The organism is Rhodococcus ruitaii (genome assembly GCF_055230935.1).
In genome coordinates, this window is the sequence record NZ_JBUYWC010000011.1 from 143,904 (window position 1) to 170,108 (window position 26,205).

Here is a 26,205-nt window from a genome sequence, read left to right on the forward strand (position 1 = left end):
ATCGGTCTGGAAAGGAACTCTCGTGACCACCGTGGAAACCACACTCGACACCGGAACCGGCTACGGCCGCCCACCCGGCACCCACAATGCCCGACTGACCGAGGTCGGGCCCGGAACCCCGATGGGTGAGGCACTGCGCCGGTACTGGCAGCCGATCGCCAGTTCCGAGGCATTGACCAGCGACGTACCGCACCGCACGACACTTCTGGGCGAGAACCTCATCGTCTTCCGCGACGGCAGCGGACGCGCCGGAGCCGTCGCCGAACGGTGCGCCCACCGCGGAAGCAGCCTCTTCTACGGCCGCGTCGAGGAGGACGGCATCCGTTGCTGCTACCACGGCTGGAAGTTCGACGTGGAGGGGCGCTGCATCGAGCAGGCATGCGAGCCCGCGCTCGGCCGGCGCCGTGAGGCCGCGCGCCAGCCGTGGTATCCGACCGAGGAACGGTACGGACTGGTCTACGTCTACATGGGTCCACCGGATCGCAAGCCGCCCCTGCCCACCTTCGAGTTCATGGAGCTCGGCCCCGGTGAGTCGTACTTCAGCTCGCTGCCCGCTCCCGGCGCCGAGGTCGTCGGAATGGTCGCACCCTGCAACTGGCTGCAGGTGTTCGAGAACGCCGTGGACCAGACCCACGCGACCTGGCTGCACCATGCCCACAGTGGCACCCAGTTCGAGGGGGTGGGTGGCCCGACCGGGTACCCGGTCGATGCCTTCGACCCGAACAAGATCGCCGAGCGGATCAGCTTCGACCGCACCGACGACGGCGTGTCGTACGATCACCGGTTCGAACACGCACTGCCCGACGGCACCGTACAGAAGATGGTCGCCACCGCCGAGTGCCAGCTTCCGAACATCATCATGTTGTCGGACTTCGTTCAACTGTCGGTCGGCACGCCGCTCGACACACTGATCTACATCGTCCCGTCCGACGACACGTCGCACCGCGTGTTCGTCGCCACGCGCGGCACCGGGCTGGACCGCATGTTCCGTCTCATCCTGGGTATCAAGCAGAACGGCAAGTTCCAGTTCGAGATGTCGGAGGAGGAGTTGCAGCGTTACCCCGGAGACACCGAGGCCCAGATTTCGCAGGGACCGATCACCCTGCACTCCGAGGAAACCCTGGCCACGTCCGACAAGGGAGTGGTGTTCCTCCGCCGGATGCTCACGAAGATGGTGGACGACGCCGAGGCAGGCAACGACCCCCTCAACACCGGCCCTGCCGCCGACTCGATCCGCACGACAGTGGCCGGTGTGCGGATCGAGCCATAGTATTTCACAACAAATTTCGGCAGATCCCGAGATTCCGTGACGTGTATCCCGCGGTGACCCGCGGGATACACGTTCCTGGTTCAGCCGCTGCCGAGCCGCAGGGGGCCCACCGGCCTCACCCGACGGGGAGCTGCAGCAGGTCCCGTCCCACGATCATGTTTCCCGAGTACCCCTGCGAGGCGGGCTGCCACCGCTCGAGTGGATTGTTCGCCGGGACGAGATGCGACAGAACAAGGTTGCGGGCACCTGCTCGCTCCGCGACTCCCCCGACCTGGTCGATCGGGGTATGAGACTCGAGAAGGTGGGTGCGGATGGGCTCAGCCTGTTCCGGAGGGAAGGCGCTGACGATCTCGTCCACCCACACCGGGTCGATCACCTCGTGCACCAGGTAGTCACATCCCTGCGCCAGCTCGATCAGGTTGTCGGTCGCGCAAGTGTCGCCGGACACCACCACGGACCCGTCCGGCGTATCGAACCGGTACGCGAACGCGGGGGCGGTCGGGCGATGGTCGACGAGCGTCGCCGTGATGCGCACATCGCCGTCCGTCCACACATCGAACGGTGCGATTCGCGGCGGGATCCCGCCGGGATCGACCGTCCAGTGTTCGTTGACGTCGATTTCGTTGATGTCGAACACCTTCGACGGCGGGAGGAACGCGCTGTCGCGAATGCGATCGTTCAGATCGTTCGCGAACGCCTTGTCCAGATAGTTCGTCATGCCCGCGATTCCCGGCATCGGGTCGTCGGGATGCAGTACCTCCGGCTCCGGCCGGCCCGGTGGATACACCCTCGGTAGCGTCGCACGCGCGGGCGGACCGAAGACCTTGACGGACTTTTCCAGCGTCATCAGACCGTTCGACGGTGCCGTCGAGTACACCGCCGGCCAGTCCGCGAGATGATCCGAATGCATGTGGGTGAAGAAGATTCCGCGGACACCGGACAGTGTCTGCGCAGGCTCACCGAATCCCGAAGGCAGCAGTCGCATGTGCGACCCGTGGCCGAGATCGATGATGTACACCCGGTCCTGGTAGACGACGGCCGTGCTCATGCCGTACCTGTCGGCGCTCATGATCGGTGGTCCACCCGCAGTGCCGAGGAGTACCAGCTTGGTCCGGCTGTTCACCGGACTCGGCGGGGCGGAGTCCGCGGAGCCGGTGGGCATCGCCGCCGCGGGCGGTCCGGGCGAGCAGGCGGCCAACACACCTGCGGTCCCTCCGATTCCCACGGCCCGCAGCATGTTCCGCCGCGATACACCTGCCAGCGCAGGCGAGCGCAGGACTGATCCGATCTCACACATGTTCTGTTTGCCGATCCCTTCATGAATGTCAGCGGTCCCGAGTCGACCGGACTGTGCACTCGGGCGGGTTCCGGACTCGGCGGTGCTCACACCGTGCGCAGGTCCTTGCCTCGAGTCGCCTTCATGACCAGACCGGCCGTGAGGGTGGCGACGCACAGGAGCATGATGTAAGCCCCGCCCATCCACCCTCTGCCGAGGTCGAGCACCAACGCGTTGAGGTACGGCGCCGATCCACCGAACGCCGCGACTGCGAACGAGTAGGCGAATCCGATTCCTTGCGTGCGTACCCGTGGACGAGATCACTAAACGATTGCTTAGTCTGCTTAGTCTGTATTGTGAACTACTTGCTGTCAAGGGGGTGCGCGACTCGATCGCGCGCCCTCAGGCAGTGCTGCCGACCAGCCGATCAGCGAGCTCCGCGAAGGCCGTCGCCAGCTGGTCCGGGTCGGAATACGTGCGCGAGGGGAACCAGCGCACGGTGTCGATCGCCATCGCGAGAATCGCCAGCGTCGTGGTCGCCACGTCACCGACTGCGAAGTCGCCGCGCACGACACCCTCGTGAACGATCGCCTCGACGGTGGCGTGGATCCGCCTCCGCACCTCGGCCACCGGCCGGTGGTTCACCTCGTCGAGGAAGTGGAGTTCGTACTGGATCGTCCGGGAGATCACGTGATGCTTGGCATGCCAGTGGGCGAAGTCGTACACGACTGCTCTGAGTCGTCGACGCGGACCGCCGTCAACTCCCGCAGCGGCCGTAAGGCTCTCGTAGCAGGCACGATGCCCCAGGAGGCTGAGACGGAAGAGGATCTCCTGCTTCGAGGCGTAGTGGATGTACATCGCCGCGGGACTCATTCCGGCGCCCGCGGCGATGTCCCTGGTTGTGGTTCCCGGGTACCCGTTCGCCGCAAACGCGTCGCGGGCCGACACCAGCAGGCGGTTCGCGGCGTTGGTCCGGGTCGACGCCGGACTGTCGGGATGGAGTCCGGTCGACCAGTACTCGCGCAACGCCTCGCCCTGCGGCGGGGCACCATCCTCCGGGTGACCGGACACTGGCGATCCTTCGTTCGACACTTCGGCGCAGATGCCGCTCGGACATCGACCTTTCTGGACATCGACACAGTGCCACACTCCGCGCAGACGTCGGCGGCAGGACTGCCGGATTCCGTCGGGTCGCAGGCATGGAGGGAAAGCACTGCGCGCCTCCCTTCCTAAGCATTTGCTCAATCTGATTCGTCGACGTCGTGGAGTACCTCGGTGACGAGATCTCGGAACCACCCGATACTGGGCGAGGGCACAGCCCTCCGCAGCGTGTACAGCGCGACCTCGACGGTGGGAATTTCGAAAGGCAGGACGAAAGGCCGTACGTCTGCCCTCCGGGTGAACGACTCCACGACTCCGCCCGGCACCAGGGCCAGGTGTGGTGTGCTGGCGATTATTTCGGGCAGAACAGTGAAGTGAGGTACGCGCGCAGCGACGGTCCTGTGTCTGCCCCGGCGAACGAGAACGTCGTCACCCGCCTGGTGCCCGGCGGTTGAATCGACCACGACATGGCGCTCGTCGAGAAACTCGTCGAGCGTCGGCGCGTCGCGAATCCGCGGATGCGATGAGGCGCACAACCCAACGTACCGCTCCCGGATCAACGTCCGACGTTCGAGGTCCGGGGCGTCGATTCGCGGCGTGCAGATCACCACGTCGATGACGCCGCGGCGAAGACTCTCGGCGGCGGTGTCCGTGTGCAGCGGCGAAACCTCGACCCGGCAGTGCGGCGCCCGAGTGTTCAGCGCCGTGAGAATCTTCGGCAGCAACGTGAGCTCCCCGAGATCGGTGGCACACAGCCGGAACGTTCGCTCCGTTTCGGCCGGTTCGAAGCGGCCTGCACTCGCGATGGCCTCGTTCACGATCTCGAGGGCCTGCTGCAGCGGCGGGTACAGGGTAGTCGCCAGGGGGGTAGGCACGAGGCCCCCCGCCGAGCGGGTGAAGAGTTCGTCGTCGAACCGACGCCGCATGCGCCGCAGGGCGTAGCTCACCGAGGGCTGGGTGATGAACAGCAACTCGGCCGTGCCGGTCACGCTCCTCGTCTCGTACAAGAGCACGAAGGTCTTGACGAGGTTCAGGTCGGATGAGTCCACCCAACCACCATAGATTTGATCTATCTGCATATCGACTATTTCGACTGGACCTATCGAGCGCACGTTCCTACCGTTGACCTCGACCTCTCTGACGCGCTCGCGGCCATCACCACTCCGCGAGCCCACTCGGCCGACAGAACGGGAACTTCTCCATGGCAACGGTGCTCGACGTAACCTACGACCTCCTGCGGGCGCACGGTCTGACAACTGTCTTCGGCAATCCCGGCTCCAATGAGCTGCCATTCCTCGCGGGCATCCCGGATGACTTCCGGTACGTCCTCGGCCTCCACGAGGGCGCGGTCCTGGCGATGGCCGACGGCTATGCGCTGGCAAGCAATCACTCGGCGTTCGTCAACCTGCATGCGGCAGCGGGTACGGGAAACGCCCTCGGGCCGCTCACCAACTCGGTGTACTCCCATAGCCCCCTCGTCATCACCGCAGGCCAGCAGGTGCGATCGACTATCGGCCAGGAGGTGATGCTGGCCAACGTCGACGCACCGACGCTGCCGAAGCCGCTGGTGAAGTGGTCCCACGAACCGGCGTGCGCGGAGGACGTGCCCCGGACGCTCAGTCAGGCCATCCACATCGCGAACCTGCCCGCCAAGGGCCCGGTGTACGTGTCTGTGCCCTACGACGACTGGTCCAAGGAAGCCCCTGCGGGAACACGACATCTCCTCGACAGGCGATCAGAGTCCGGCCAGTCGTTCGACGCGAACCAGATCGACAGGCTCGTCGACATCCTCGACTCCGCGAAGAGTCCTGTCCTCGTCCTCGGTCCCGAGGCCGACGTCGACGGTGCCTACGAGGACGCGGTCGAGTTGGCGGAGGTGCTGAGCGCCCCGGTGTGGATCGCCCCCTCCGCGTCCCGCTGCCCGTTCCCGACACGCCACCGCAGTTTCCGCGGGGTGCTTCCGGCGGGCATCCAGGACGTCACCGACGCCCTGGCCGACCACGACGTCATCCTGGTGGTCGGGGCACCGGTGTTCCGCTACCACCAGTACGTGCCGGGTGACTACCTTCCCGAGGGCGCCAGGCTCATCCACATCACCAGCGACGCGTGTGAAGCCGCCCGCGCGCCGATGGGCGACGCCCTGGTGTGCGGTGTGCGGGAGGCCCTGTCCACGCTCGCGGGCAGCGTCGAGGCCGGACGCAGGCCGGCCTTGCCCCCGCTCCCCGATTTCCCGGAGCCACCCACGTCGACGGACCGGCTGCACCCGGAGGAACTGTTCGCATTACTGCGCGAGAACGCCCCCGCGGACACCGTGTACGTCAAGGAGTCCACCTCCACGACCGGGGCGTTCTGGAAGCAGATGGATCTGGCCCTGCCCGGAAGCTACTTCTTCCCGGCATCGGGCGGGTTGGGATTCGGCCTGCCCGCCGCTGTCGGAGCACAGCTGGCGCACACGGATCGTCAGGTGGTCGGGCTGATCGGTGACGGCTCCGCCAACTACGGGATCACCGCCCTCTGGACGGCCACCCAGTACGACATCCCGGTGATCATCGTCATCCTCAAGAACGGCACGTACGGCGCGCTCCGGTGGTTCTCGAAGGTGCTGAAAGCCGGCGAGGTCCCCGGAATGGATGTGCCCGGAATCGATTTCACCGCTATCGCACGCGGATACGGCGTCGACGCCACCTCCGTCGCTACCTGCCCGGACTTCGTCGCCGCCTTCAAGGCCGCCCTCGCGAGCGGAAAGCCCGCGGTGATCGAGGTGGACACCATCCTCACCGAGCCGTGAGAACCCGCCGAGAGTGGCTCAGGCAGGCCCGGTCAGCCGCTGCTCCGCGGACGTCGCGGCGCGCACGAGCTGCACACCGTAATCGTTGCCGTTCGGGGTACGGACGGTCGTGTGGACGTGGAACCGTTCCGGCTCGGGGTTCGCGAGCGCCAGTCCGCCATGGTGGTCGAACTCCACCATGATCACGGGACTCTGAATCCGGTAGTAGAAGACATCGTCGTCACCCGTTCCCCCGATCCAGCAGAACCAGGTGTCGTCGATGTGTCGACGGACGTCCGCGATCCGCGCCGCACGCGGCCCGTCCGGTTGGTAGTCGAGAAACAGTTCGACAATCGCCACCAACCGATCCTGCTGCTCCTCGGAAAGCTCTCCAGCACAGACACCCTCGTACGGGATAACCCGGTTGTCCTGGAAGCATCCACCGAGGTGCAGTTCGTCACCGGGTGCCAACCGCCCCTCCGGCAGGTTCGGATCACGCTTGGCGTGAAACAGGATCGCCTTCTCCGCCTGCTCTGCGGTGAGCGATCGGATTGCATCGAGTCCGGCGCGGTCCTGCTCGACGAACACGACGGTTCCCGCGTGCTCCCCCTCGTCGATCTCGTTGGGTTCCGCTCCGAAGAAGATGGGCGTGAACACCTGCTGTTTGCCCAGGAACAGCGTGCTCAGACATACGTGGTGGCCGCTGAAGTTCCACCCCCACGGCTCGTCGAGGGACGGGGTGCCGAAGATGTTGATGTTGTAGCTTCCCACGTTCAGCGCGTTCGGCAGTCCGAGCAGGTCACCGAGGAATCCGTTGATGCGCATCAGGTCCACGATCTTGCCGTACCCGGCCTTGCTGGTGCTCGCCTCGACGAGACCCATGCAGGCCTGGATGCTGGCCTCCTCCAGTTCCTCGAGTCGCAGCCCGAACGGGAACAGGTAGAACTCCGGGTTCATCCACGCTCGCCACACCTGGCTGTCGAGCGGGTGAAGCACCCGTGCACGCTCCTCGTCCGACAAGGCCGCGAGCAGCGCCTGCGCGGCGGCAACGGCCGCCTCCGTGGGCGCTCCCTCGTCCTTTCCGAGTTCGAACAGGTCGGCAATAACGTTGCCGTCCGTGGTGATTCCCTCGAAAGAGGTGGACTCGAAGAGGCCCTCCCAATACTTGATGACGGGTCCAACGTCGGGTGCCGCCCGCATGACATCCGCGTACTCGAGCGGGGTGAGGCTCTCCAGCCCCTTCAGTCGTGGATGTTCGTCGAACACGAAATCCCGGAATCGTGCGGTCATGGTGGGAACTCCTCGATTTTCTCGGTGGCGGGAGGATACGAGTGCGGAGATGGTCCTGCGCGATGGGATCGACTCGGTGGAACCGTGCCGAAGTTTGCGCACGGGCCGCCAATCTCAACCATCCACGATGTGGAACGTTGATTCGCAATTTGGACCAACTTAACGCACAGGAGTGGCACTTGTCACCATTCGCCGTGTCGAACGAACTAGTTTGATTTCCGCCGCCCGATCGTCAAGCGGCTTCGAACGGTAGCGCCCGGTGCACTGGAGATCACCCCCTGTGACAGCGCGGAGATCGCCCGCCGGAAGGCGGCCGTGCAGTACGCCGCCACCCACCTCCGCACCACATGGCACCCGCCCCCATACCGTGCATGACCAGCAATAGCCCACGCGGGACAGGCGCTTTTACAGTTCTGATGAATACTCATTGACGATCTGGCCGATCTGACGTAGCGTGTCCTTCAGAGTGACCCGGATTACACAGCTCACCCGAATGGCCGGGGCCACTTGATGATTCGAACCCAGCGGGTCTCGGAGTCGACCGCGGTGCGCGCCCTCGGTCCGCACTCCGACCTCACGGGCCGAACTTTTCTCCGATGCGGTGCGGTCACTGCCAGCCTGCTGCCGGGTCCCGACGCGCCCATAACCCTCGGCAGTTTCCGCAGTAGACGTTCACGAAAGGACTCACAATGACGACCACCTCTCCCACCGAGGTCGACACGGGAACCGGCTACGGGCGTCCGCCCTCCTCCCACAACGCGCGTCTCACCGAGGTGGGGCCCGGCACGCCGATGGGTGAAGCCCTCCGTCGCTACTGGCAGCCGATCGCAAACTCCAGCGCTCTCACCAGCGACGTTCCCCACCGGACCAAGCTCCTCGGCGAGAACCTCATCGTGTTCCGCGACGGTCAGGGACGGGCAGGTGTCGTGTTCGAGCGTTGCGCGCATCGCGGCAGCAGCCTGTTCTACGGCCGCATCGAGGACGACGGCATCCGTTGCTGCTACCACGGGTGGAAGTTCGACGTGCAAGGCCACTGCCTCGAGCAGGCATGCGAGCCGGGGCTGGGCAAGCGTCGCGAGGCTGCACGTCAACCGTGGTACCCCGTCGAGGAGCGCTACGGCCTGGTCTTCGTTTACATGGGCCCGCCCGACCGCAAGCCGGCACTGCCGCGCTACGACTTTCTCGAAGACCTGGAGGAGGGCGAGGCCCTCTACAACGAGCCTCCGATACCCGGAATGAACGTGACGGGCCCGGTAACCGAGTGCAACTGGCTTCAGTCCTATGAGAACGCCGTCGACCCGGTACACGCGCCGTGGCTTCACTACACACACAGCGGACAGCAGTTCGCCGGTGTCGGTGAGCCCGGTGGATTCCCCGTCGAGTACTTCGACCCCAACACCGCTCCCCAGAAGATCGAGTACTCGCGCACCGACAACGGCGTCATGTACACCCAGCAATTCGACTTCGAGGAATCCGACGGGAAGACGTACGAGCTCGACTGGGCGGTCGAACTGCAGGTTCCCAACATCATCGGCCTGCCCGACTTCACCCATCCGGTCCGCGACCGCAAGCACGACTGCTTGATCTGGATAGTGCCCTCCGACAACACATCGTTCCGCTTCTTCCTGGCGATCCGCGCGAAGGATCCGGCCCGGTTCTTCAACGTACTCGTGGGCATCAAGCAAAACGGCAAGATGCCGTGGGAGCTGAGCGAGGAGGAGATGCAGCGCTACCCAGGCGACAACGAGGCACAGATATCACAGGGCCCCATTACCCAGCACTCCGAAGAAACACTCGCCACATCGGACAAGGGGATTGTGATGTTGCGCCGCATGCTGAACCAAATGGTCGATGACGTCGAGACAGGCAGAGACCCGATGAACATCGAACACGGCGACGCCACCCCGCGCGGCTGCCGATCTGGGGTCTTCACGCTCAGAGAGAAGGCGACCTCCACGAAGTCCGCCTCCACGGAATCTACCGAGTCCGAAGCCGTGAACGTGCCCTGAGACCCGTGCCCGCCGAAACACGTAGGCCTCGAGGCCAAACACCGGTGGCTTCGGCGGGCATATCAAGGGACCTCCACGCGGGCCGAGTTCACCTGCAGCGAATCGGATCCAGTAGATTGACGTTCATGCCAAGATCCAACTCACGTTCGTCCGAGGCGAGTCAGTCGCCGAAATCGGACGTGAAGCGCGGTAAGCTTACGACAGGCGAGACGTCCCGCCGCAGCAAACCCCGTCAAGCCGCCGCAAAGAGGACACCGTCACGTGAGACGCCGAGCATCAATGCCGAGTCGGCCACAGAGAAGAAGCCTGGCGTTGCTGCCAACCGCAAGAGCAGAGAGGCCGGCGCGCCCGCTTCTCCTCCTGCGCAGTCGCAACGCCGTCGTCGATCGAGCGATCCAACCCAACGACGAGATCCTGAGCGCACTCGGCAGCTGATCCTCGACGCCGCAAGCGAAGAGTTCGGCAATGCCGGTTACTCGGGTGCACGTGTGATGCGGATAGCGGAACGTGCCGGTGTTGCCCACCAGCTCATCACCTACCATTTCGGCGGCAAGAAGGGATTGTTCGAAGCACTCAGCGACCGCTGGGAAGCCGAGAGCAAGAGCGCCATCGTCGGCGCGAAGCCTGCCAACGAGGCCATCGCCGAACTCGTACATCAAGCTGGTCAGTTCCCCTCCTGGGCCCGTGCCCTCGTACGTGAAGGTCAGCAGGATCTGGACCATGTTCGGTTCATGGAGCGATTGACTCCGATGCTCGAGAACGCGCGGGAACGCCAAGCCCGCGGCGAATTCCCTTCCGATGTCGACGCAGGCATCGTGACCCTCGTATTCTTCGCAGCAACCGCCGCGCCGGCGACGCTGCCGCACATAACCCGAGCATTGTCACCGGTGGATCCCGACAACCCGGCTTTCCTCGACTACTACGCTGACCAATTAGGACGGCTGATCATGCATCTGGGTGAGGCGACCAAATCCTGAACAGATAGCGGACTTCACCGCAGCACCTCGACGCTTCGCCTGGTGCCGGCGGGGTACGGTGGTGTCGCCTTCTACACCGCGTCACAACCGTGCACTCAATTTGCGGGTAGCTTCGCGAACCAGCACGCCGTAAGGACCGTGCAGCTCAGGTGTCAACCGATAGGACGGCATCGAAATCGACAGAGCGCCCAACGGCCGGCCGGCGTTGTCTACGACCGCCGCCGCGACCGCTGCAACATCGGCCCGCCATCTACCAGGGTTGATCGCGTAACCCGTTGCACGCACATCGTCGACAGCATCGAGTATCTCGTCGCGATCGGTGATCGTCAGGCTCGTCGCGGCGACTAGCTGCTTCGGCAGGTACAGACCGATTTCCTCCCGCTCGAGCGTCGACAAGTACGCCCATCCAGAAGCCGTCATGTACATCGGCGCCCGCTCACCGATCTGCGATACGGTCTGGACGGATCGAGAAGAGTGGACCTTGTCGATGAGCACGAGCATGTTCCCATCAGGGACCGACAGATGGATGTTCTCATCCGTTTCCACTCCCAGCTCAGTGAGAACCGGGCGTGCAACGGCGCGCAGGTCGATCCGGTCTCCCGAATTGGACCCGACCGCGAGAGCCCGCGGCGTGACGACCCACCGAACCTCACCTGGATTACCCTGTGGCGCTACCCAACCAGCATGCTCGAGCGTCCTCAATATCCTCGACACTGTCGGTTTGGGTAACGACAAGGAACGAGCCAGGCGGGTCAACCCGACCGGCTGAAGATCGGCCACCGCCTCGAGAGCGCTCAAGGATCGCAGGACCGATTGCATCGCACCGCTCGGGACGTCGTCGTTGTCGCTCACCAGGATCCTTTTGGCTCGGCTTTGTCGCGAGTCTATCCGCACCCAACAATCTGCACGGACGCGACTGCACAGACCCGCTTCGCGAAAGGCCGCATCAGGCTGACACACATGCCCTGCATCGGTGGAGTTCACTCCCGCGGAAACCACCGAGCCGAACGCGGCCGTTGCGGAGATCCCGATCCACGGCCTCCGGTTTCCGGAGGGAGTCCTCAGTCTCTCGGGCGTAGAGGCACCGACCGGACCGTAGTCCGATACACCGGCAGGTCTTCGTTGCACCGACGGGGTCCGAGTGCTTCAGCCGAGACGATAGCGGCTGCCGATAGTGTCGAGGTGCGTCCGAAGCCCCTCGAGGATCGGACGCTGCCCTCTGTGAAGCTTGACCTCTGCCTCGGGCAGCGACCACCATTGCGCGTCGTCGACCTCCGGGAACTGCTGTATCCTCCCCGACCTCGGCGGCCATTCGAGGTCGAACGTGTTACTGGACATGAACTGCAAGTCGGTCGTGGTCACGCCCGTGTAGACGCTCACGATCTTCCCGGACGACTGCTTGTAGCGGCCGAGCAGAGTCAGCGGCACGTCGGGCGCAGCGAATCCGCACTCTTCCTCGAATTCACGCAGAGCCGCATCGCGCGGTTCTTCGTCGTCGCCGTACTCGCCCTTGGGGACAGACCATGCGGCCGCGTCCTTACCTCGCCGGTACGGACCTCCCGGGTGCACGAGCCACACTTCCAGAAGTCCTGTGTCGCCGATGCGATACAGCAGCAGACCCGCGCTCATGACACTCATACACTTGTAACCGACTGTTGAAGAATCGTTTTCAGATTCGCCGGTGGAGTATTCCGGGGATTGAGGCCACGATCGGGAAGAACACGACGATACAGAGACCGGACCACCTCCGCGTACGCCGCCATGTTGTTCGGCTCCCCGCTCCCGTCCACCGCGAGGTAGCGGAGTTCGGGGACGTGGAGTTCCGTAAAGTCTTCGGACAGCCGCAGATACAGCCTCTCGTGTGCGAACTTGACGTCGTACTTCTCCATGCGTCCCCCTGGCCTGTGTAGCACGCTGCTCGGTAGCATCGAGGATATGCGCGCACCTGCCCTGGCGGAATTGTTCGAGGAACACCGCAGCCACCTGCTGTCGGTTGCATACCGGCTCACCGGAAGCGTGGCCGACGCCGAGGACGCGGTGCAGGATGCGTGGCTTCGGCTCGACGGCGCAGACGCCGACAGCATCGACGATCTGCGGGCGTGGTTGACCACAGTGGTGGGGCACCTCTGCCTCGACAAGCTGAAATCGGCCGCGGTCCGCCGCGAGAAGTACGTGGGACAGTGGCTGCCCGAGCCGATCGTCACGCCGCTGGCAGGCGCGCTTCCTCCCGATCCGCTGGAGCAGGTGGTGCGCAATGAGGACAACCGCCTGGCAGCGCTGGTCGTGCTCGATACCCTCACGCCCACACAACGGATCGCTTTCGTACTGCACGACGGTTTCGGAGTCCCGTTCGACGAGGTCGCACGCATTCTCGACGTCGAAGTTCCAGCGGCACGACAACTCGCGTCGCGTGGCCGGCGCGCCGTCGCCGACGCCCCGCCGCCGCCATCCGCGAGCGAACACGAACACGCGGTACAGCAGCTCATGGCGGCCATCGCCACCGGCGACGTCGACACGGTGATCGCAGCCCTCCATCCGGACGCTCGCATGATCGGCGATGCGGGCGGCACCACCCGCACATCGATCAATGTCATCGTGGGCCCCGACAAGTTCGCCCGGTTCTTCCTGGGGCTCGTCCATCTCTACGGCGAGCAGGCGCTCATGTCGCTCGAGCCGGCCCTCGTCAACGGCGAACTCGGATTCCTCAACCGGGGGTCCACGGGCGATGACACCCATCAAGGCTTCCCGGGTCGTGTACTCGGCGTCACTGTCCGCGACGGTCGTGTGTGGGCCGCCTACGACATGGCAAACCCCGCAAAACTCGGCGGGGTGCGCAACTTCGTTGCCCGTGCGCACTTTCGGTAGCGGTGGCTACCAGAATCACGCACGGGTGGCGGGGCCGCTTTCTGCCCACGGCACACGGCACGCATCCGTGCTGAAGCCCTGGTCGTGGATACCCAGCGCCGAGTTCATGCGGGCACGCATGTTCTCCAGCGCGATCTGGTAGGTCAGTTCCACAACGCCCGCACGACCGAACCGCTGCTCGAGATCGGCCACCTGCTCGTCGGTCACATCGTTCGCCACGTCGCCGGTCATCGCATCCGCATACGCGATCGCGGCCTTCTCGTCGTCGCTGTAGAGGCCCGAGGTCGCGTACTCGGCGATGTGCTCGAGTCGGTCGGTATCGAGCCCGTCGAGTCGTTGTAGCATCGTCCCGAAATCTACGCACCACGAGCAGCCCACAGTCCACGCGGTGCGGTACACCGCGATTTCCCGCACATTCTTGGGCAGCACCTTCGATGCTCGATCGGCGAGCATTTCGTGCAGTCCGCTCGCACGCAGCAGTCCGGGGTGGTAGGCCACCACGGTGAACGGCTCGGGAATCTGATCGAACATGCGACCTGCGACCTTGTACATCGCCTTCGTGGTCAGTCCTGCCTGGTCGGGTGTCAACGGTGGTATCCGTGTCATCTTCTGCCTCCTCGGCCTTGTCGTTGTCGACCTTCTCTTGTTGGACGAGGCAGCGCACCGAGATGTGACAAGGTGGGCAAACATGCCAAACACGCGGCGGCTACGCTGCAGAAATGCCAGAATCGCCGAAATCGGGACAGGCCCGTACCGTCGCCCGCTTGCGACCGTTCGCCTCCACGATCTTCGCCGAGATGACCTCGCTCGCGGTCGAGCACGGAGCGATCAACCTCGGGCAGGGTTTTCCCGATACCGATGGACCACCCGAGATGCTCAGGGTTGCCCGACGAGCAATCGCCGACGGGGTCAACCAGTACCCGCCCGGGTCCGGGATTCCGACGCTGAGGGCAGCGATCTCTGCCGACCGGTCGGCACGGTACGGCCTCGAACACGACCCCGACTCCGAGGTGCTGGTCACGGTCGGCGCCACCGAAGCCATCAGCGCTGCGCTGCTCGGTCTCGTCGAACCCGGCGACGAAGTACTGCTCATCGAGCCCTACTACGACTCCTACGCGGCCGCTGTGGCATTGGCCGGCGCGACCCGGCGGACCGTGCCGTTGACCCGCTCGGGTAACGAATTCGTCCTCGACGTCGAGGACCTCCGCGCGGCTGTCACCGATCGCACCCGCATGCTGATCGTCAACACACCGCACAACCCCACCGGCACCGTCTACGACCAGGACACGCTGGGGGCCATCGCCGAGTTCGCGTGCGAACGCGATCTGCTGGTGTTGTCCGACGAGGTCTACGAGCATCTCGTCTTCGACGGCCGTCGTCACACTCCCCTCGCCTCGCTGCCCGGTATGGCCGAGCGCACGATCACCGTCTCGAGCGCGGCCAAGACCTTCAACGTCACGGGCTGGAAGATCGGGTGGGCAATCGGCCCCCGCATACTGCTCGACGGGGTGCGCGCGGCCAAGCAGTTCATGACCTTCGTCGGTGGTGCGCCCTTCCAGCCCGCGATCGCACACGCCCTGAACCACGAACAGTCATGGGTGGCCTCGATGCGAGACAATCTGCAGCACAAGCGAACCCTGCTGTCTGGTGCACTCGCCGAGGCCGGGTTCGATGTCCTCGATTCCGGCGGAACATACTTCGTCTGCGCAGACATCACACCGCTCGGATTCCGCGACGGGGTACAGTTCTGTCGCCTTCTCCCCGAGATGGCCGGCGTCGCCGCCGTGCCGGTGAGCGTGTTCGTCGACGAACCTCTGTCATGGAATCATCTGGTGCGCTTCGCTTTCTGCAAACGCGACGACGTTCTGGTCGAAGCTGCCCAGCGGCTACACAGTGTGCGGCGGGTCCACGGCACGGGGAAGGCTCCGTAGGCGTGTCGACACCGACGATCCCCTCCGATTTCGTCAGCCGATCGGTGAGTGTGGCAGCGTCCGCCGGCGTCGACCTCACCCCTGCGCTCCTCGCCGGCAGAATCAGTCGCGCGGTACTCGCCCAGCCGCACGCACGGCTGACCCCCGAGCAGGTGAGCCTGTTCACCCGCGCGGCCTGGCAGATCACCGACGACGAGTTGTTCGGTCTCGGAACAGGCCCGGTGCCGCGCGGGTCGTTCCGGATTCTGACGTTGACGCTGATCCACTGTCCGGATCTCGCACGTGCCCTCACCCGCATGATCGAGGCCAACCGGGTCCTGCAGGGACTCCCGAAATTGAGCTTGGCCATCGGCGAGACGAGCACCCACCTGGATGTGATTCTCCCCGACGAGGTGACAGAAATGACCCGTGTAACAGTCGATTTCCTCTTGATGCTTCTGCACCGGTTCGCGGCATGGCTCGTCGGTGGGCGGGTGCCATTGGTGTCGGTGTTGCTGCCGTACGCGGAGCCAGATCCGATTCTCGCCCGTAGCTACGACGCCATCTTCGGAATCCCCGTCACCTTCGACGCAGGGCGCGCAGCACTCGAACTGGACAACTCGGCCATGCGGTCGCCGATCATCCGAACCGAAGAATCACTCGAAGCGTATCTTCGGGATTCTCCGAATCTCATGCTGTCGGAACGTGATTACGAATCGACCGTCTCCAGCCAGGTGCGCAGGATCTTCGAGTCGGGAATTCAGGGTCGTACGGCCACCACCGACGAGATTGCCGACATGCTCACGGTGAGTCCACCGCATCTGCGACGGTTGCTGCGCCAGGAGGGCACCTCCCTCGGCCGACTCCGCGAGCAGGTGCTACGCGACCTCGCCGTCGCCGGACTGCGGCGAGGGGAATCGGTGGACGATCTGTCTGCTCGTCTCGGTTTCTCCGAGCCGAGTGCGTTCCGTCGGGCATTCAAGCGGTGGACGGGAACCACGCCGCGCGCCTACCGCGTACGCGAGTGAGACAGCGCTGTCAGCAGAGACAGAACTCGTTGCCTTCCGGGTCTGCCATCGTAATCCACTCGTACGGCCCCTGGCTCCCGCGATGCAGTACAGCGGCCCCCGCAGCAACCAGACGCTCGGCCACCTCCTCTCGATTGTCTCCCACCTGAATATCGAGGTGAACTCGGTTCTTCGCGGACTTCTCTTCCGGGACCCTCTGGAACAGCATTCTGGGCCGGTGCGGGTTGTCGGGGTCGGTGATCGCAGACCCCGCCCGCCACACGAGTGTGCCGTCGAATATCTCGGTGTCCTCGTCACTCGCGTGACCGGCCTGTACGAGTCCGCGAATGAAGTTCTCGTCGCTGGGTTCGACGCGCCATTCGAGCGCCTCGGCCCACCATCGCGCCTGAGTGTGCGGGTTGATGCAATCGACTGTGACCTGAAATTCGTATCCCATGTCGCGACCCTACTGCGCACCTCCGACAGAGGCCCGTGCGCGATGCCCGAGGCGACGAGCAGGGCGTTTTCCGTCGCGCGCCCTGTTTGCCGGGTTGCAAATCCGACCAGGTTCTGGGACTGTCGGGTGGAAGCATCGTCTATCCTCGAGAGGGTGATTCGGAAGATATGCGTACGGTCGTGAAGGATGTTTATCCAACTCGCAACCGAATGATTTCGGAGTCCATCGCACGAATGGATCCTGTCGTCTGGGGTTCGACACCCGGGCCACTCGACCCCGCTGCGGTCAAGTCGTACGAATCGCGCGGATTCCACACTACAGAAGCACTTCTCGCCGCAAATGATGTCGGCAACCTTTTGGAAGAAACATCCCGACTCGGACGTGAACTCGGCAACGACGAACGTGTGGTCCGCGAGCACGCCGGAGGCGACGTACGGTCGATCTTCGATGTGCACCGCCTGAGTGGCCTGGTTGATTCGATCATCCGCCGACCCGAAATCTCGGGTATCGCACGACAATTACTTGGCTCCGACGTCTATGTCCATCAATCCCGGCTCAACGTCAAGCCAGGATTCCGCGGTGGCCCGTTCTATTGGCACTCGGACTTCGAGACCTGGCACGCGGAGGACGGCATGCCGTCCCCTCGCGCGTTGAGTATCTCCATCGCGTTGACCGAAAACTACGGTTACAACGGGGGGTTGATGATCATGCCGGGTTCACACAAGACGTTCGTCTCGTGTGCCGGTGAGACTCCAGACGACTATTACCGAGAGTCACTCGTCACCCATACGCCGCCGACGGGGTCGCCCGACGAAGACACTCTGACCCGGATGAGTGCCGAGTTCGGCATCAGCACCTTCCGCGGATCTGCGGGTTCTGCAACAGTTTTCGACTCGAACTGCATGCACGGATCGAACGGGAACATCACACCGCTTCCTCGTTCCAATCTGTTCGTGGTGTTCAACAGTGTCGAGAACACCCCCGTCGAGCCGTTTGCTGCAAGCAAGCCGCGTCCGTCGTACCTCGGCAGCAGAGACTTCACGTCACTCACCTGAACTGCGCTGACCTGAAGTGCGCTACCACCGCCTCGGGATCGTCTACCTGCACAGACAGGCGCGATACCGAGGCGGTGGCACGCTTGTGCCCGAAAAAGGCGGGGCGCCTGACGTCGACGGGTTCTGTCAGGATCAGGTCGAGGCAGGTGCCGTCCGACCCCGGAAGGTACAGCGCGTGATCATCGACGGTCTGGGACGTGTGTTCCCATCGCCTCCGCTCGAGCACCCGCCCCACATCCTGATGCTCCAGGTCGACGATCACCTGATGTCCTGCCCGGATCCTCAGCCGAGTCTCGGTCAGCAGATGCGGATGCGTGATCCGGCAGGCGAGAATCCCGAAGATCTGGATGACTCCCCAGATCGAGAGCACGAGTAGCACATTGCGGATCACCGGCCACGGCACCAGCACGTGGACAACCACGGCTTCGATGATGCATGCGACCAGGAACGCCATCGGGATACCCATCGTTCCCTTCGTGTACCCGACCGGGATCACCCCGGCGGAGACGCCGTCGTAGCGTCGGCGCGCGAAGAGCCAGATCGCGCGGTAGCCACGCACCTCGAACCGAATGAGGTCGGCTGCGACCTTCCCGGCGATCTCGTCGAGGACCGCATTCCATCCGAGTCCCTCGCCTCGCAGGGACCGGATGCGCAGCACGGTGAGAACGCCGACAACGGTGCCGAGCGGAATCTCGACCGCCAGCCACAGCCCGACCGCCGCACCCGGGCTCAGCACCCCGAGCGCGGCGAGCCCCGCATTGACGATTGCCACCAGGATCGTGATCACCGCCGCCACCACGTGCAGACGACGTGCGCGCACCCCGGTCATCGTTGCCGTTCCGCTGCTTCGGCTACTCGGACGATGACCCGGATCGCGACCGCCCGCTGCGCGGGATCCGGTAGCACTTCCGCCATCATCGGTTCACCGTTCGCCGCGAGGGAGGCCGACCTCGCGGCCCATTCCCCGAACAGACCACCGCCTCGGCGGCCAGTGAACAGGGTGAGGAATCCGGCCATCCCATCGGCGATCGCTTCGATCTCGCTCGCGACCTCGTCGGGCCCAGAACCCGCGAGCGCCCCGAATCGTCGGTACAACGCGACCACCGCACCTCGCCGCGCGGGGTCGGTGAGGACCTCGGTCACGGCATCGAGAAATTCCTGCGGCGCCTGCCCGGACAGGGCGACGAGTTCCCAGCTGTCACGCTCGTGTTCGAAGACCTTCTGCGTTCGGGGATCAGTCTCGCCGCTGATGAGTTCGTCGAATGTCCGGGCAAGGGGATCGGGAAGCGGTGAGATGGCGTGGCCGCGGCGGTGACCGTTGAGCATCGCGGTCAGCGCGTGCCGCCTTCCTTCGAGGACGTGCAGTTGTGCATCGAGGTCGGCGATCAACGCTTCGAGGTCTGCGGTGAGATCGTCCCGCGCTTCGCCGCGGTCCTGTGCGTCGTCGGCCGCGGCGCCGATCATGGTCGGGATCGCCCCCAACGGAACTCCGGCACCGGCGAGCCAGCGGATGCGCATCAGCCGCACGAGATCCTCCATCGAGTATACGCGGTACCCGTTGGAGGACCTCGGTGGCTCCGGCAGCAACCCGAGCCGGTGGTAGTGCCGGATCGTGCGTACGGTCGTGTCTGCGGCTGCGGCCAGTTCCCCGATTCTCATGACCCCAGCATCAACCCTGACGTTACGTCGGGGTCAAGGCGTGGCTAGGGCCGACGAGCGCGGACCGCTTCCGCGAGACGGTCCAGCTGATCAACGGTGGTCGCCCAGTCGATGCACGCGTCGGTGATCGACTTCCCGTACTCGAGTTCGTCTGCCTTCCCCAGCTCCAGATCTTGTCGGCCCGCTTCGATGAAGCTTTCGAGCATGACACCGACGATGCCTTCTTCTCCCGCGACGATGCGGTCGGCGATCTCGTTGACGACGCCTACCTGCTTCTCGTGGTTCTTGCTGCTGTTGCCGTGGCTCGCATCGATGACGACCCGCTCGGGCAGGCCGCCCTTACGCAGGCGGGCCATCGTGTCGGCAACGGTCTCGGCATCGTAGTTCGGCCCCGCACTGCCGCCGCGCAGGATGACGTGACAATCGGGGTTGCCGACCGTCTCGATCAGCGCGGCCTGGCCATCGAGATCGGTTCCGGGGAACACGTGGCTTGCGGCGGCCGCACGTGTGCCGTCGACCGCGACCTGTACGTCACCTTCGGTGGAGTTCTTGATACCGACCGGCATCGACAGGGCACTGCACAGCTGACGATGCACCTGACTGGCGGCGGTGCGGGCACCGATCGCGCCGTAGGTGACCAGGTCGGCGTAGTACTGCGGGAGAATCGGGTCGAGGAACTCGCAGCCGACGGGCAGGCCGAGACTCGACACGTCGAGAAGCAGCTTGCGACCGATGCGCAGACCCGTGTTGATGTCGTACGTACCGTCGAGATGCGGGTCGTTGAGCAGGCCCTTCCAGCCGAGCGTGGTGCGGGGCTTCTCGAAGTACACGCGCATCACGATGTGCAGATCATCACGCAGCTCGTCGGCTTTCGCCGCCAGCTTGCGGGCGTAGTCCATCGCGGCGGCCGGGTCGTGCACCGAGCAGGGGCCCACGATGACGACGAGCCGGTCATCGGTGCCGCCGAGGATGTCGACGGTGGCAGCTCGGCCCGCACGCACGGTCGCGGCGGCAACCTCGTCGGGTGCGTGCTCAGCACGTACGACGGACGGTGCCGCAAGCGGGCTGATCCGCACCGTGCGCTGCTCGTCGAGATTCGCAGTGGAGATGCTGTTGGTCTGGGTACTCATTGGGTTTTCGGTTCCTGTTCTCAGGCCGACCCTCGAGATGCTGTGAATCCAGCGAGCCGGTCTGTACTCCGGCTCGTAGGTGGAAGAAGTCAGCGTGCGGTCACGCCGACCGACCCACCCGGGGCCGGCCTGCTAAACCAGAAATATGCGCGCTGCATGCCGACGAGAATAACAGACGGTTCCCACGTGGGGGTGTGACGGTCGCCTCGCCCGCCGCACGCGCGCCGACGTCCGATCCGGCCGGAGAGGCTATTTTTCCCTCATGGACGCACATGATTGGGACGAGAAATACCGGGCTGCAGATCTGGTGTGGGGCACACCGCCGAACCCCGTCGTCGTCGAGTTCGCCACCGCCCTCCCGCACGGTCGCGCACTCGACCTCGGGTGCGGTGAAGGTCGGCATTCGCTCTGGCTCGCGACCCGGGGCTGGGAGGTAACCGGTACCGACTTCTCCGACGTGGCCCTCGACAAGGCCAGACAGGTTGCGGCGCACGCGCCGAAACGGTCGCACGATCGCTTGCAGTACGTGCGATCGGATGTGACACAGGACGCATTTGAGGGGAACTATGATCTGATACTCGCGATATTCTTGCACTTCCCTCCAGCGCAGCGCAGAACCCTGATCGACAACGCGATCAATTCACTTGAACCTGACGGAATCCTCATGTTCCTGGGGCATGACCGGACAAATATCGAAGACGGGGTAGGCGGCCCGCAGGACAGCGAAATACTTTACACCCCAACAGATATCGTCGACGATATCGACGGAAGGTTGGAAGTTCGCGTGGCCGAGCGGAGATTCCGGGAAACTGTTTCCGGAACTGCCATCGACGCACTCGTCGTTGCCCGTAAAATCGACCTTGGCAGTTAGTTGCCTTGCGAGTAACATAGAGATGTTACCGACGAGTAATAACTTGGGCGGTACTTGGAAGTGACCGGACCGCACTGGGAGACAGAGCAACAGACATGGGCCATTACAAGAGCAACCTCCGCGACCTCGAGTTCAATCTGTTCGAGTTCCTGAAGATTCAGACGGTGCTCGACGCTGGCAAGTTCGGCGACCTCGACGAAGAAACCGCACGCGGCATCCTCTCCGAGGCCAAGTCCCTCGCCGAAGGACCCGCTGCCGAGGGTTTCGCCGACGCCGACCGCACCCCCCCGACCTTCGACCCCGACACCCACTCGGTGACACTGCCGGAGCCGTTCAAGAAGTCCTTCCGCTCCTGGTGGGACGCCGGGTACTGGTCCATGGGCATCCCCGAGGAGCTCGGCGGGACCGAAGCGCCGAGCAGCCTCGTGTGGTCCGTCAACGAGATGATGCTCGGCGCACAGCCCGCAGCCTTCATGTACGCAGCCGGCCCGGGATTCGCCGCCGTTCTCTTCGAGAACGGCACCGACGAGCAGAAGAAGTGGGCGACCACCTGCGTCGAACGCGGCTGGGGTGCCACCATGGTGCTCACCGAGCCTGACGCGGGCTCCGATGTGGGCGCAGGCCGCACCAAGGCCATCAAGCAGGACGACGGCTCGTGGCACATCGAAGGCGTCAAGCGGTTCATCACCTCCGCAGATTCCGACGACCTGTTCGAGAACATCTTCCACCTGGTGCTCGCACGCCCCGAAGGCGCCGGGCCGGGCACCAAGGGCCTGTCCTTGTTCTTCGTCCCGAAGACCCACTTCGATTTCGAGAAGAACGAGATGGGCGAACGCAACGGCGTATTCGTCACCAACGTCGAGCACAAGATGGGCCTCAAGGCCTCCGCAACCTGCGAGCTCACCTTCGGCGGTCACGGCATCCCCGCCCAGGGTTGGCTCGTCGGCGAGGTCCACAACGGCATCGCGCAGATGTTCGACGTCATCGAGCACGCCCGCATGATGGTCGGCACCAAGGCCATCGCAACGCTGTCGACCGGATACCTCAACGCGCTCGACTATGCCAAGGAACGCATCCAGGGCGCCGACCTGACCCAGATGTCCGACAAGTCCGCCCCGCGAGTGTCGATCATGCATCACCCGGACGTCCGTCGGTCCCTCGCGATGCAGAAGGCGTACTCCGAAGGTCTGCGGGCCGTGTACCTCTACACCGCAGCGCACCAGGACGACGTCGTCGCCGAGCAGGTCTCCGGCGCCGACGCCGAACTCGCGCACCGCATCAACGATCTTCTCCTGCCCGTCGTCAAGGGTTGCGGCTCCGAACGTGCCTACCAGTACCTGACCGATTCACTGCAGACGTTCGGTGGTTCGGGCTTCCTGCAGGACTACCCGATCGAGCAGTACATTCGCGACGCGAAGATCGATTCCCTGTACGAGGGCACCACCGCGATCCAGGCACAGGACTTCTTCTTCCGCAAGATCGCCCGCGACCGCGGCGTCGCCCTCGCCCACGTCGCAGGGCAGGTCAAGAAGTTCCTCGAGTCCGACACGGCCGACCAGCGCCTCAAGCCCGAGCGCGCTCTGCTGGCCACCGCACTCGAAGACGCGCAGGCAATGGTCGCGACTCTCACCCAGTTCCTCATGGGCGCACAAGAGCAGCCCACCGAGCTGTACAAGGTCGGCCTCGGATCCGTCCGCTTCCTCGAGTCGTTCGGCGACCTCCTCATGGGCTGGCTGCTCCTCGAGCACGCGGAGATCGCACTGGCTGCGCTCGACGCGAACCCGGACGACAAGGACAAGGCCTTCTACGAAGGCAAGGTCGCAGCGGCATCCTTCTTCGCGAAGAACGTGCTGCCGACCCTGACAACGTCGCGCAACATCATTACGGACGTCGACCTCGACATCATGGAGCTCGACGAAGCCGCGTTCTGATGACCGAGTAGTACGCAACCGAGTAGAACAAGCAGTGGCTCCCGCCGAGATCGGTGGGAGCCACTGTTTTGCCACTCGTCCTTGTCACTCGTCCTCGACGCCGGGGAAGTCCGGCACGAAATCACCCGCTGAGGGACGGGACGCGGCGGGTTCCTCGGCTTCCGGTTCAGCCGGTGCTTCGATCTCAGTCTCCGCGGGAGCCGTTTCCGCCGGCGCCGGAGCCGCGCCGTCTCCCGGTTCGGGCACTGCGCCTCCCCCCGAACTACCCTCACCCTCTGCCGGATCGTCATCGCCAGGCTGCGGTTCGGGGCTTGTGCACCTGACGACGGGCACGGGGTCGTAGCGGACGGTGCGGGTCTTGTTCGAGATCTGCGCACCCGTGTTCACATCGGTGACGATGCGGGTGTCGGTGACGGTGAAGCCCTGCGCACCACTCGAAGGGATACATGATGCCCCCGCCGGCAACGTGATCGTGTTCGGCGAGGTGTAGTTGGTGCGGTCACCGGTGATCGACTGCACATCGACCGTCTTGGTGCCCCACAGCCGCACCGTGATGTCGGAGCCCGTCCCGATCGTCTGGATCAGCACACCGGTCTCCGACGGGTTGCGGAACGCCAGATCGATCGCGCCCTCGTAGACCGTCGCCTCACGCGCGGCCGGATAGCGGGAGATGTAATAGCTGTGCTCGGTGTGGTCGACGTCCTCCATACCCGCGAAGTACGACGCGTTGTACAGGGTCGTCGCGAGCTGGCTGATTCCGCCGCCGACAGCCTTGCCCGGGCGCCCCGCCTCGATGATCCCGGACTCGACATAGCCTTCCGCTGCACCACGCGGGCCCGTGTACCCATTGAGCGAGAACGTCTCGCCCGGCTTCACGAGCGCACCGTTGATCTCGGAAGCAGCGAGGCGGATGTTCACACCGGAGGCGTATTCGAAACCACCGGAGGTGAACTCACCGATCACCTCGTTGATCCCGAGCTTCTCCGCGGCCTCCGTCGTCAACTCCGGATCTGCTTCGTTGTACTGGGCATCGATGGACCGTCCGTCCTCGGTCGCAAGCAATTGTGGCAGCGACTCGAGAGTCTTCTCCCAGTCGACGAGGTTGCCCTTCGTGCCCGGAACGACGGCGGGACGACCGCTGTCGAGAACGATCTGCGCGTCTTTCGGTTCCGTCTCCGTGGCCGCGAGCTGCGGCGCGAGTATCCCGATGGCGGCCTCGAAGTGGTATTGCGGATCGAGCCCACCCGAACCGTCGGGTGCAAACGAGAGCACCGCGCCGATGTCCTGGCTCGGCAGCGTCGCAACCGTGCCGTCGTGGCCGGTGACCGAAAGGTCCGACGCCACCGCGGGTACCGCGATCTCGGCGAGAGCACGATCGAGGCCCTCGCGGGTGACGGTGACATCCACGCTCTCGACCGGCAGCGACACATCACCGAAAGGCCAGCGCTCGGCAAAGACGTCCGACGCTGCCTCCGCGTCGAGGCGCTGACCGGGCTGCGGGGTGACGGGGACGGGGGTGCCGTCCTCGAACACGATGTTGCCCTCACGCGGTTCGTGGGCTGCTGCGGCGGTCACGAGATCGATCGACGCGGCGAGTGCCGCATCGTCACGAGTGGAGACCACGCCGACCTCCTCATTGCCGAACAGCGCCGCGAGCCGGCTGAAGGGATTGAGTGGCTGCGAGCCGACGCGATCGAGGGTGGCATTCCAATCGATGCCCAGACCGGCCTCCGACGGCACGATCTCGCCGCTGGTGTCTCCAGCGGTCACCGCGACGGGAGTGTCGAGCCGCGAGCCGAGTTCGGCGCGGAGGATCGCTTCGGCATCGCCCCGTGACTCACCTCCGATCTCGATACCGGCCACGGTGACACCACGCGGAACCTCACCCGAACTCAATGCGAGATCCGCGATGTAGAGAACCGCGAGGACAGCAGCGACACCGCCGACGGCGAGCGCAATCGTGCGCTTCGGCAGGTTCGACCACGGACTGCCAGGTCCCGACGGGCCACCCGGGCCACCCGGAGGAGGCGCGACCGGCGGTGGCCCCGCCGGCGGCGGGGTTGCCGGTGGCATCGCGCCGGTGGCGGCCTGCACGGGCGGCACCTTGACCTGCGGCATCTGCTCGGTAGGAGCGTCCGACGCGGGCGGACTCTGCTCCGATGACACTTCCACTACCGGGATGACAGTGGTGGGAGCCTCCGACTGGGTGTCGTTCGACTTGTCGGTGCTCTTCGCCGATGAGGGCGTTTCGGTGGGCGTCGTGGCTTCGGCGGGCTCGGTGGGCTCGGTGGGCTCGGTGGGCGCAACACGCAGAACCGGCGTCGTGACTGCGTCTGATCCCTCGGGCGCACTGTTTGATCCGTCGGCCGTGTTCTCCTCGGCCGGGACCGTTGCCTCACTCACATCCTGTGTCGCAGCGTCGTCCTGCTCTGCGCCGAGACCGGCCTCCGTCACAGAGTCGGCATCAGCCTCGGCCACAGAGTCGACCGAAGGTGCCTGCGACTGCGGTTCGGCGGGGCGAACCTCGTCGTGTGTAACCTCGGGCTCGTTCGTCCCGTTGTTGCCGCTCACCGATGTCCCTTCAGACGGGGCACGCTCGTCGTACACTGCGCGCCGGATACCGGTTTCCA

The 26,205-nt window shown here is 64.7% G+C and carries 23 protein-coding genes; 10 read left to right on the forward strand and 13 right to left on the reverse strand.

The window, feature by feature from the left end:
• Positions 1-22 precede the first annotated feature (22 nt).
• Positions 23-1,270 (forward strand): Rieske 2Fe-2S domain-containing protein, encoded by a 1,248-nt coding sequence (locus ACZI8W_RS16105; protein WP_463369500.1) that lies wholly within the window; start codon positions 23-25, stop codon positions 1,268-1,270.
• A 115-nt stretch (positions 1,271-1,385) separates the two neighbouring features.
• Here ACZI8W_RS16105 and ACZI8W_RS16110 read toward each other — a convergent pair whose 3' ends face one another.
• The 3 genes from ACZI8W_RS16110 to ACZI8W_RS16120 all read right to left on the reverse strand — a co-directional run bounded on the left by ACZI8W_RS16110 (position 1,386) and on the right by ACZI8W_RS16120 (position 4,696).
• The gene (locus ACZI8W_RS16110; protein ID WP_463369501.1) at positions 1,386-2,495 is read right to left on the reverse strand and encodes an MBL fold metallo-hydrolase; all 1,110 of its coding nucleotides are present in this window, start codon (positions 2,493-2,495) and stop codon (positions 1,386-1,388) included.
• Positions 2,496-2,948: 453 nt separating this feature from the next.
• Positions 2,949-3,617, reverse strand: coding sequence for a TetR/AcrR family transcriptional regulator (locus ACZI8W_RS16115; RefSeq protein ID WP_463369502.1), 669 nt, complete (start codon positions 3,615-3,617; stop codon positions 2,949-2,951).
• A gap of 170 nt (positions 3,618-3,787) precedes the next feature.
• Positions 3,788-4,696: a LysR family transcriptional regulator gene (locus ACZI8W_RS16120; RefSeq protein ID WP_463369503.1), complete on the reverse strand. Its 909-nt coding sequence runs from the start codon at positions 4,694-4,696 to the stop codon at positions 3,788-3,790.
• Positions 4,697-4,848: 152 nt separating this feature from the next.
• Between ACZI8W_RS16120 and mdlC the strand changes: the two genes are divergently transcribed.
• On the forward strand, positions 4,849-6,435 hold the full coding sequence (gene mdlC, locus ACZI8W_RS16125) for a benzoylformate decarboxylase (protein WP_463369504.1): 1,587 nt from the start codon (positions 4,849-4,851) through the stop codon (positions 6,433-6,435).
• An 18-nt stretch (positions 6,436-6,453) separates the two neighbouring features.
• Here the strand turns inward: mdlC and ACZI8W_RS16130 are convergent, their stop codons facing one another.
• Positions 6,454-7,704, reverse strand: coding sequence for a DUF3500 domain-containing protein (locus ACZI8W_RS16130; RefSeq protein WP_463369505.1), 1,251 nt, complete (start codon positions 7,702-7,704; stop codon positions 6,454-6,456).
• A gap of 689 nt (positions 7,705-8,393) precedes the next feature.
• Here ACZI8W_RS16130 and ACZI8W_RS16135 point away from each other — a divergent pair.
• Entirely contained in the window at positions 8,394-9,713 is a 1,320-nt protein-coding gene (locus ACZI8W_RS16135; protein ID WP_463369506.1) for a Rieske 2Fe-2S domain-containing protein, read from the forward strand.
• Between the two features lie 125 nt (positions 9,714-9,838).
• Positions 9,839-10,690, forward strand: a complete 852-nt coding sequence (locus ACZI8W_RS16140; RefSeq protein ID WP_463369507.1) for a TetR/AcrR family transcriptional regulator — start codon at positions 9,839-9,841, stop codon at positions 10,688-10,690.
• 81 nt (positions 10,691-10,771) lie between these two features.
• Here the strand turns inward: ACZI8W_RS16140 and ACZI8W_RS16145 are convergent, their stop codons facing one another.
• From ACZI8W_RS16145 to ACZI8W_RS16155, 3 genes are all read right to left on the reverse strand, one after another.
• The gene (locus ACZI8W_RS16145) at positions 10,772-11,542 is read right to left on the reverse strand and encodes an IclR family transcriptional regulator (protein WP_463369508.1); all 771 of its coding nucleotides are present in this window, start codon (positions 11,540-11,542) and stop codon (positions 10,772-10,774) included.
• 294 nt (positions 11,543-11,836) lie between these two features.
• Positions 11,837-12,328 (reverse strand): NUDIX hydrolase, encoded by a 492-nt coding sequence (locus ACZI8W_RS16150; RefSeq protein WP_463369509.1) that lies wholly within the window; start codon positions 12,326-12,328, stop codon positions 11,837-11,839.
• Complete coding sequence (locus ACZI8W_RS16155) at positions 12,325-12,579, reverse strand: hypothetical protein (protein ID WP_463369510.1); 255 nt, start codon at positions 12,577-12,579, stop codon at positions 12,325-12,327. Before ACZI8W_RS16155 ends, ACZI8W_RS16150 begins: the two co-directional genes overlap by 4 nt.
• A 46-nt stretch (positions 12,580-12,625) precedes the next feature.
• Between ACZI8W_RS16155 and ACZI8W_RS16160 the strand changes: the two genes are divergently transcribed.
• Positions 12,626-13,555, forward strand: coding sequence for a sigma-70 family RNA polymerase sigma factor (locus ACZI8W_RS16160; protein ID WP_463369511.1), 930 nt, complete (start codon positions 12,626-12,628; stop codon positions 13,553-13,555).
• Between the two features lie 15 nt (positions 13,556-13,570).
• Here ACZI8W_RS16160 and ACZI8W_RS16165 read toward each other — a convergent pair whose 3' ends face one another.
• Positions 13,571-14,161, reverse strand: coding sequence for a carboxymuconolactone decarboxylase family protein (locus tag ACZI8W_RS16165; protein WP_463369512.1), 591 nt, complete (start codon positions 14,159-14,161; stop codon positions 13,571-13,573).
• 113 nt (positions 14,162-14,274) lie between these two features.
• Between ACZI8W_RS16165 and ACZI8W_RS16170 the strand changes: the two genes are divergently transcribed.
• Both ACZI8W_RS16170 and ACZI8W_RS16175 read left to right on the forward strand, forming a co-directional pair.
• Positions 14,275-15,486: a pyridoxal phosphate-dependent aminotransferase gene (locus ACZI8W_RS16170; protein WP_463369513.1), complete on the forward strand. Its 1,212-nt coding sequence runs from the start codon at positions 14,275-14,277 to the stop codon at positions 15,484-15,486.
• 2 nt (positions 15,487-15,488) lie between these two features.
• Positions 15,489-16,493: an AraC family transcriptional regulator gene (locus ACZI8W_RS16175; protein ID WP_463369514.1), complete on the forward strand. Its 1,005-nt coding sequence runs from the start codon at positions 15,489-15,491 to the stop codon at positions 16,491-16,493.
• Positions 16,494-16,503: 10 nt separating this feature from the next.
• On the opposite strand, the gene ACZI8W_RS16180 is transcribed toward ACZI8W_RS16175, so the two are convergent.
• Positions 16,504-16,929, reverse strand: coding sequence for a VOC family protein (locus tag ACZI8W_RS16180; RefSeq protein WP_463369515.1), 426 nt, complete (start codon positions 16,927-16,929; stop codon positions 16,504-16,506).
• A gap of 167 nt (positions 16,930-17,096) precedes the next feature.
• Between ACZI8W_RS16180 and thpD the strand changes: the two genes are divergently transcribed.
• Positions 17,097-17,984 (forward strand): ectoine hydroxylase, encoded by an 888-nt coding sequence (gene thpD / locus ACZI8W_RS16185; protein WP_463369516.1) that lies wholly within the window; start codon positions 17,097-17,099, stop codon positions 17,982-17,984.
• Here the strand turns inward: thpD and ACZI8W_RS16190 are convergent.
• From ACZI8W_RS16190 to ACZI8W_RS16200, 3 genes are read right to left on the reverse strand one after another with little or no spacing between them, the layout of a single operon-like run.
• A complete protein-coding gene (locus tag ACZI8W_RS16190; protein WP_463369517.1) occupies positions 17,977-18,813 on the reverse strand; it encodes a hypothetical protein in 837 nt (278 codons plus the stop codon). The two genes, thpD and ACZI8W_RS16190, sit on opposite strands and share 8 nt — an antisense overlap.
• Complete coding sequence (locus ACZI8W_RS16195) at positions 18,810-19,643, reverse strand: MerR family transcriptional regulator (RefSeq protein WP_463369518.1); 834 nt, start codon at positions 19,641-19,643, stop codon at positions 18,810-18,812. The genes ACZI8W_RS16190 and ACZI8W_RS16195 overlap by 4 nt, the downstream gene beginning before the upstream one ends.
• 44 nt (positions 19,644-19,687) lie before the next feature.
• Complete coding sequence (locus ACZI8W_RS16200) at positions 19,688-20,773, reverse strand: 3-deoxy-7-phosphoheptulonate synthase (RefSeq protein ID WP_463369519.1); 1,086 nt, start codon at positions 20,771-20,773, stop codon at positions 19,688-19,690.
• Between the two features lie 262 nt (positions 20,774-21,035).
• On the opposite strand from ACZI8W_RS16200, the gene ACZI8W_RS16205 reads away from it, so the two are divergent.
• Together ACZI8W_RS16205 and ACZI8W_RS16210 are read left to right on the forward strand one after the other, a co-directional pair.
• The gene (locus ACZI8W_RS16205) at positions 21,036-21,644 is read left to right on the forward strand and encodes a class I SAM-dependent methyltransferase (RefSeq protein WP_463369520.1); all 609 of its coding nucleotides are present in this window, start codon (positions 21,036-21,038) and stop codon (positions 21,642-21,644) included.
• A gap of 95 nt (positions 21,645-21,739) precedes the next feature.
• Positions 21,740-23,575 (forward strand): acyl-CoA dehydrogenase, encoded by a 1,836-nt coding sequence (locus ACZI8W_RS16210; RefSeq protein WP_463369521.1) that lies wholly within the window; start codon positions 21,740-21,742, stop codon positions 23,573-23,575.
• A gap of 84 nt (positions 23,576-23,659) precedes the next feature.
• On the opposite strand, the gene ACZI8W_RS16215 is transcribed toward ACZI8W_RS16210, so the two are convergent.
• Positions 23,660-26,146, reverse strand: a complete 2,487-nt coding sequence (locus ACZI8W_RS16215) for a VanW family protein (protein WP_463369522.1) — start codon at positions 26,144-26,146, stop codon at positions 23,660-23,662.
• Positions 26,147-26,205 lie beyond the last annotated feature (59 nt).

What these genes read in the sequence shown, in the direction of transcription:
- mdlC (WP_463369504.1), top strand. Translation starts at nt 4,849, where the DNA reads ATGGCAACGGTGCTCGACGTAACCTACGACCTCCTGCGGGCGCACGGT.
- ACZI8W_RS16130 (WP_463369505.1), bottom strand. Translation starts at nt 7,704, where the DNA reads ATGACCGCACGATTCCGGGATTTCGTGTTCGACGAACATCCACGACTG.
- ACZI8W_RS16135 (WP_463369506.1), top strand. Translation starts at nt 8,394, where the DNA reads ATGACGACCACCTCTCCCACCGAGGTCGACACGGGAACCGGCTACGGG.
- ACZI8W_RS16140 (WP_463369507.1), top strand. Translation starts at nt 9,839, where the DNA reads ATGCCAAGATCCAACTCACGTTCGTCCGAGGCGAGTCAGTCGCCGAAA.
- ACZI8W_RS16150 (WP_463369509.1), bottom strand. Translation starts at nt 12,328, where the DNA reads ATGAGTGTCATGAGCGCGGGTCTGCTGCTGTATCGCATCGGCGACACA.
- ACZI8W_RS16155 (WP_463369510.1), bottom strand. Translation starts at nt 12,579, where the DNA reads ATGGAGAAGTACGACGTCAAGTTCGCACACGAGAGGCTGTATCTGCGG.
- ACZI8W_RS16160 (WP_463369511.1), top strand. Translation starts at nt 12,626, where the DNA reads ATGCGCGCACCTGCCCTGGCGGAATTGTTCGAGGAACACCGCAGCCAC.
- ACZI8W_RS16165 (WP_463369512.1), bottom strand. Translation starts at nt 14,161, where the DNA reads ATGACACGGATACCACCGTTGACACCCGACCAGGCAGGACTGACCACG.
- ACZI8W_RS16170 (WP_463369513.1), top strand. Translation starts at nt 14,275, where the DNA reads ATGCCAGAATCGCCGAAATCGGGACAGGCCCGTACCGTCGCCCGCTTG.
- ACZI8W_RS16180 (WP_463369515.1), bottom strand. Translation starts at nt 16,929, where the DNA reads ATGGGATACGAATTTCAGGTCACAGTCGATTGCATCAACCCGCACACT.
- thpD (WP_463369516.1), top strand. Translation starts at nt 17,097, where the DNA reads ATGCGTACGGTCGTGAAGGATGTTTATCCAACTCGCAACCGAATGATT.
- ACZI8W_RS16190 (WP_463369517.1), bottom strand. Translation starts at nt 18,813, where the DNA reads ATGACCGGGGTGCGCGCACGTCGTCTGCACGTGGTGGCGGCGGTGATC.
- ACZI8W_RS16195 (WP_463369518.1), bottom strand. Translation starts at nt 19,643, where the DNA reads ATGAGAATCGGGGAACTGGCCGCAGCCGCAGACACGACCGTACGCACG.
- ACZI8W_RS16200 (WP_463369519.1), bottom strand. Translation starts at nt 20,773, where the DNA reads ATGAGTACCCAGACCAACAGCATCTCCACTGCGAATCTCGACGAGCAG.
- ACZI8W_RS16205 (WP_463369520.1), top strand. Translation starts at nt 21,036, where the DNA reads ATGGACGCACATGATTGGGACGAGAAATACCGGGCTGCAGATCTGGTG.
- ACZI8W_RS16210 (WP_463369521.1), top strand. Translation starts at nt 21,740, where the DNA reads ATGGGCCATTACAAGAGCAACCTCCGCGACCTCGAGTTCAATCTGTTC.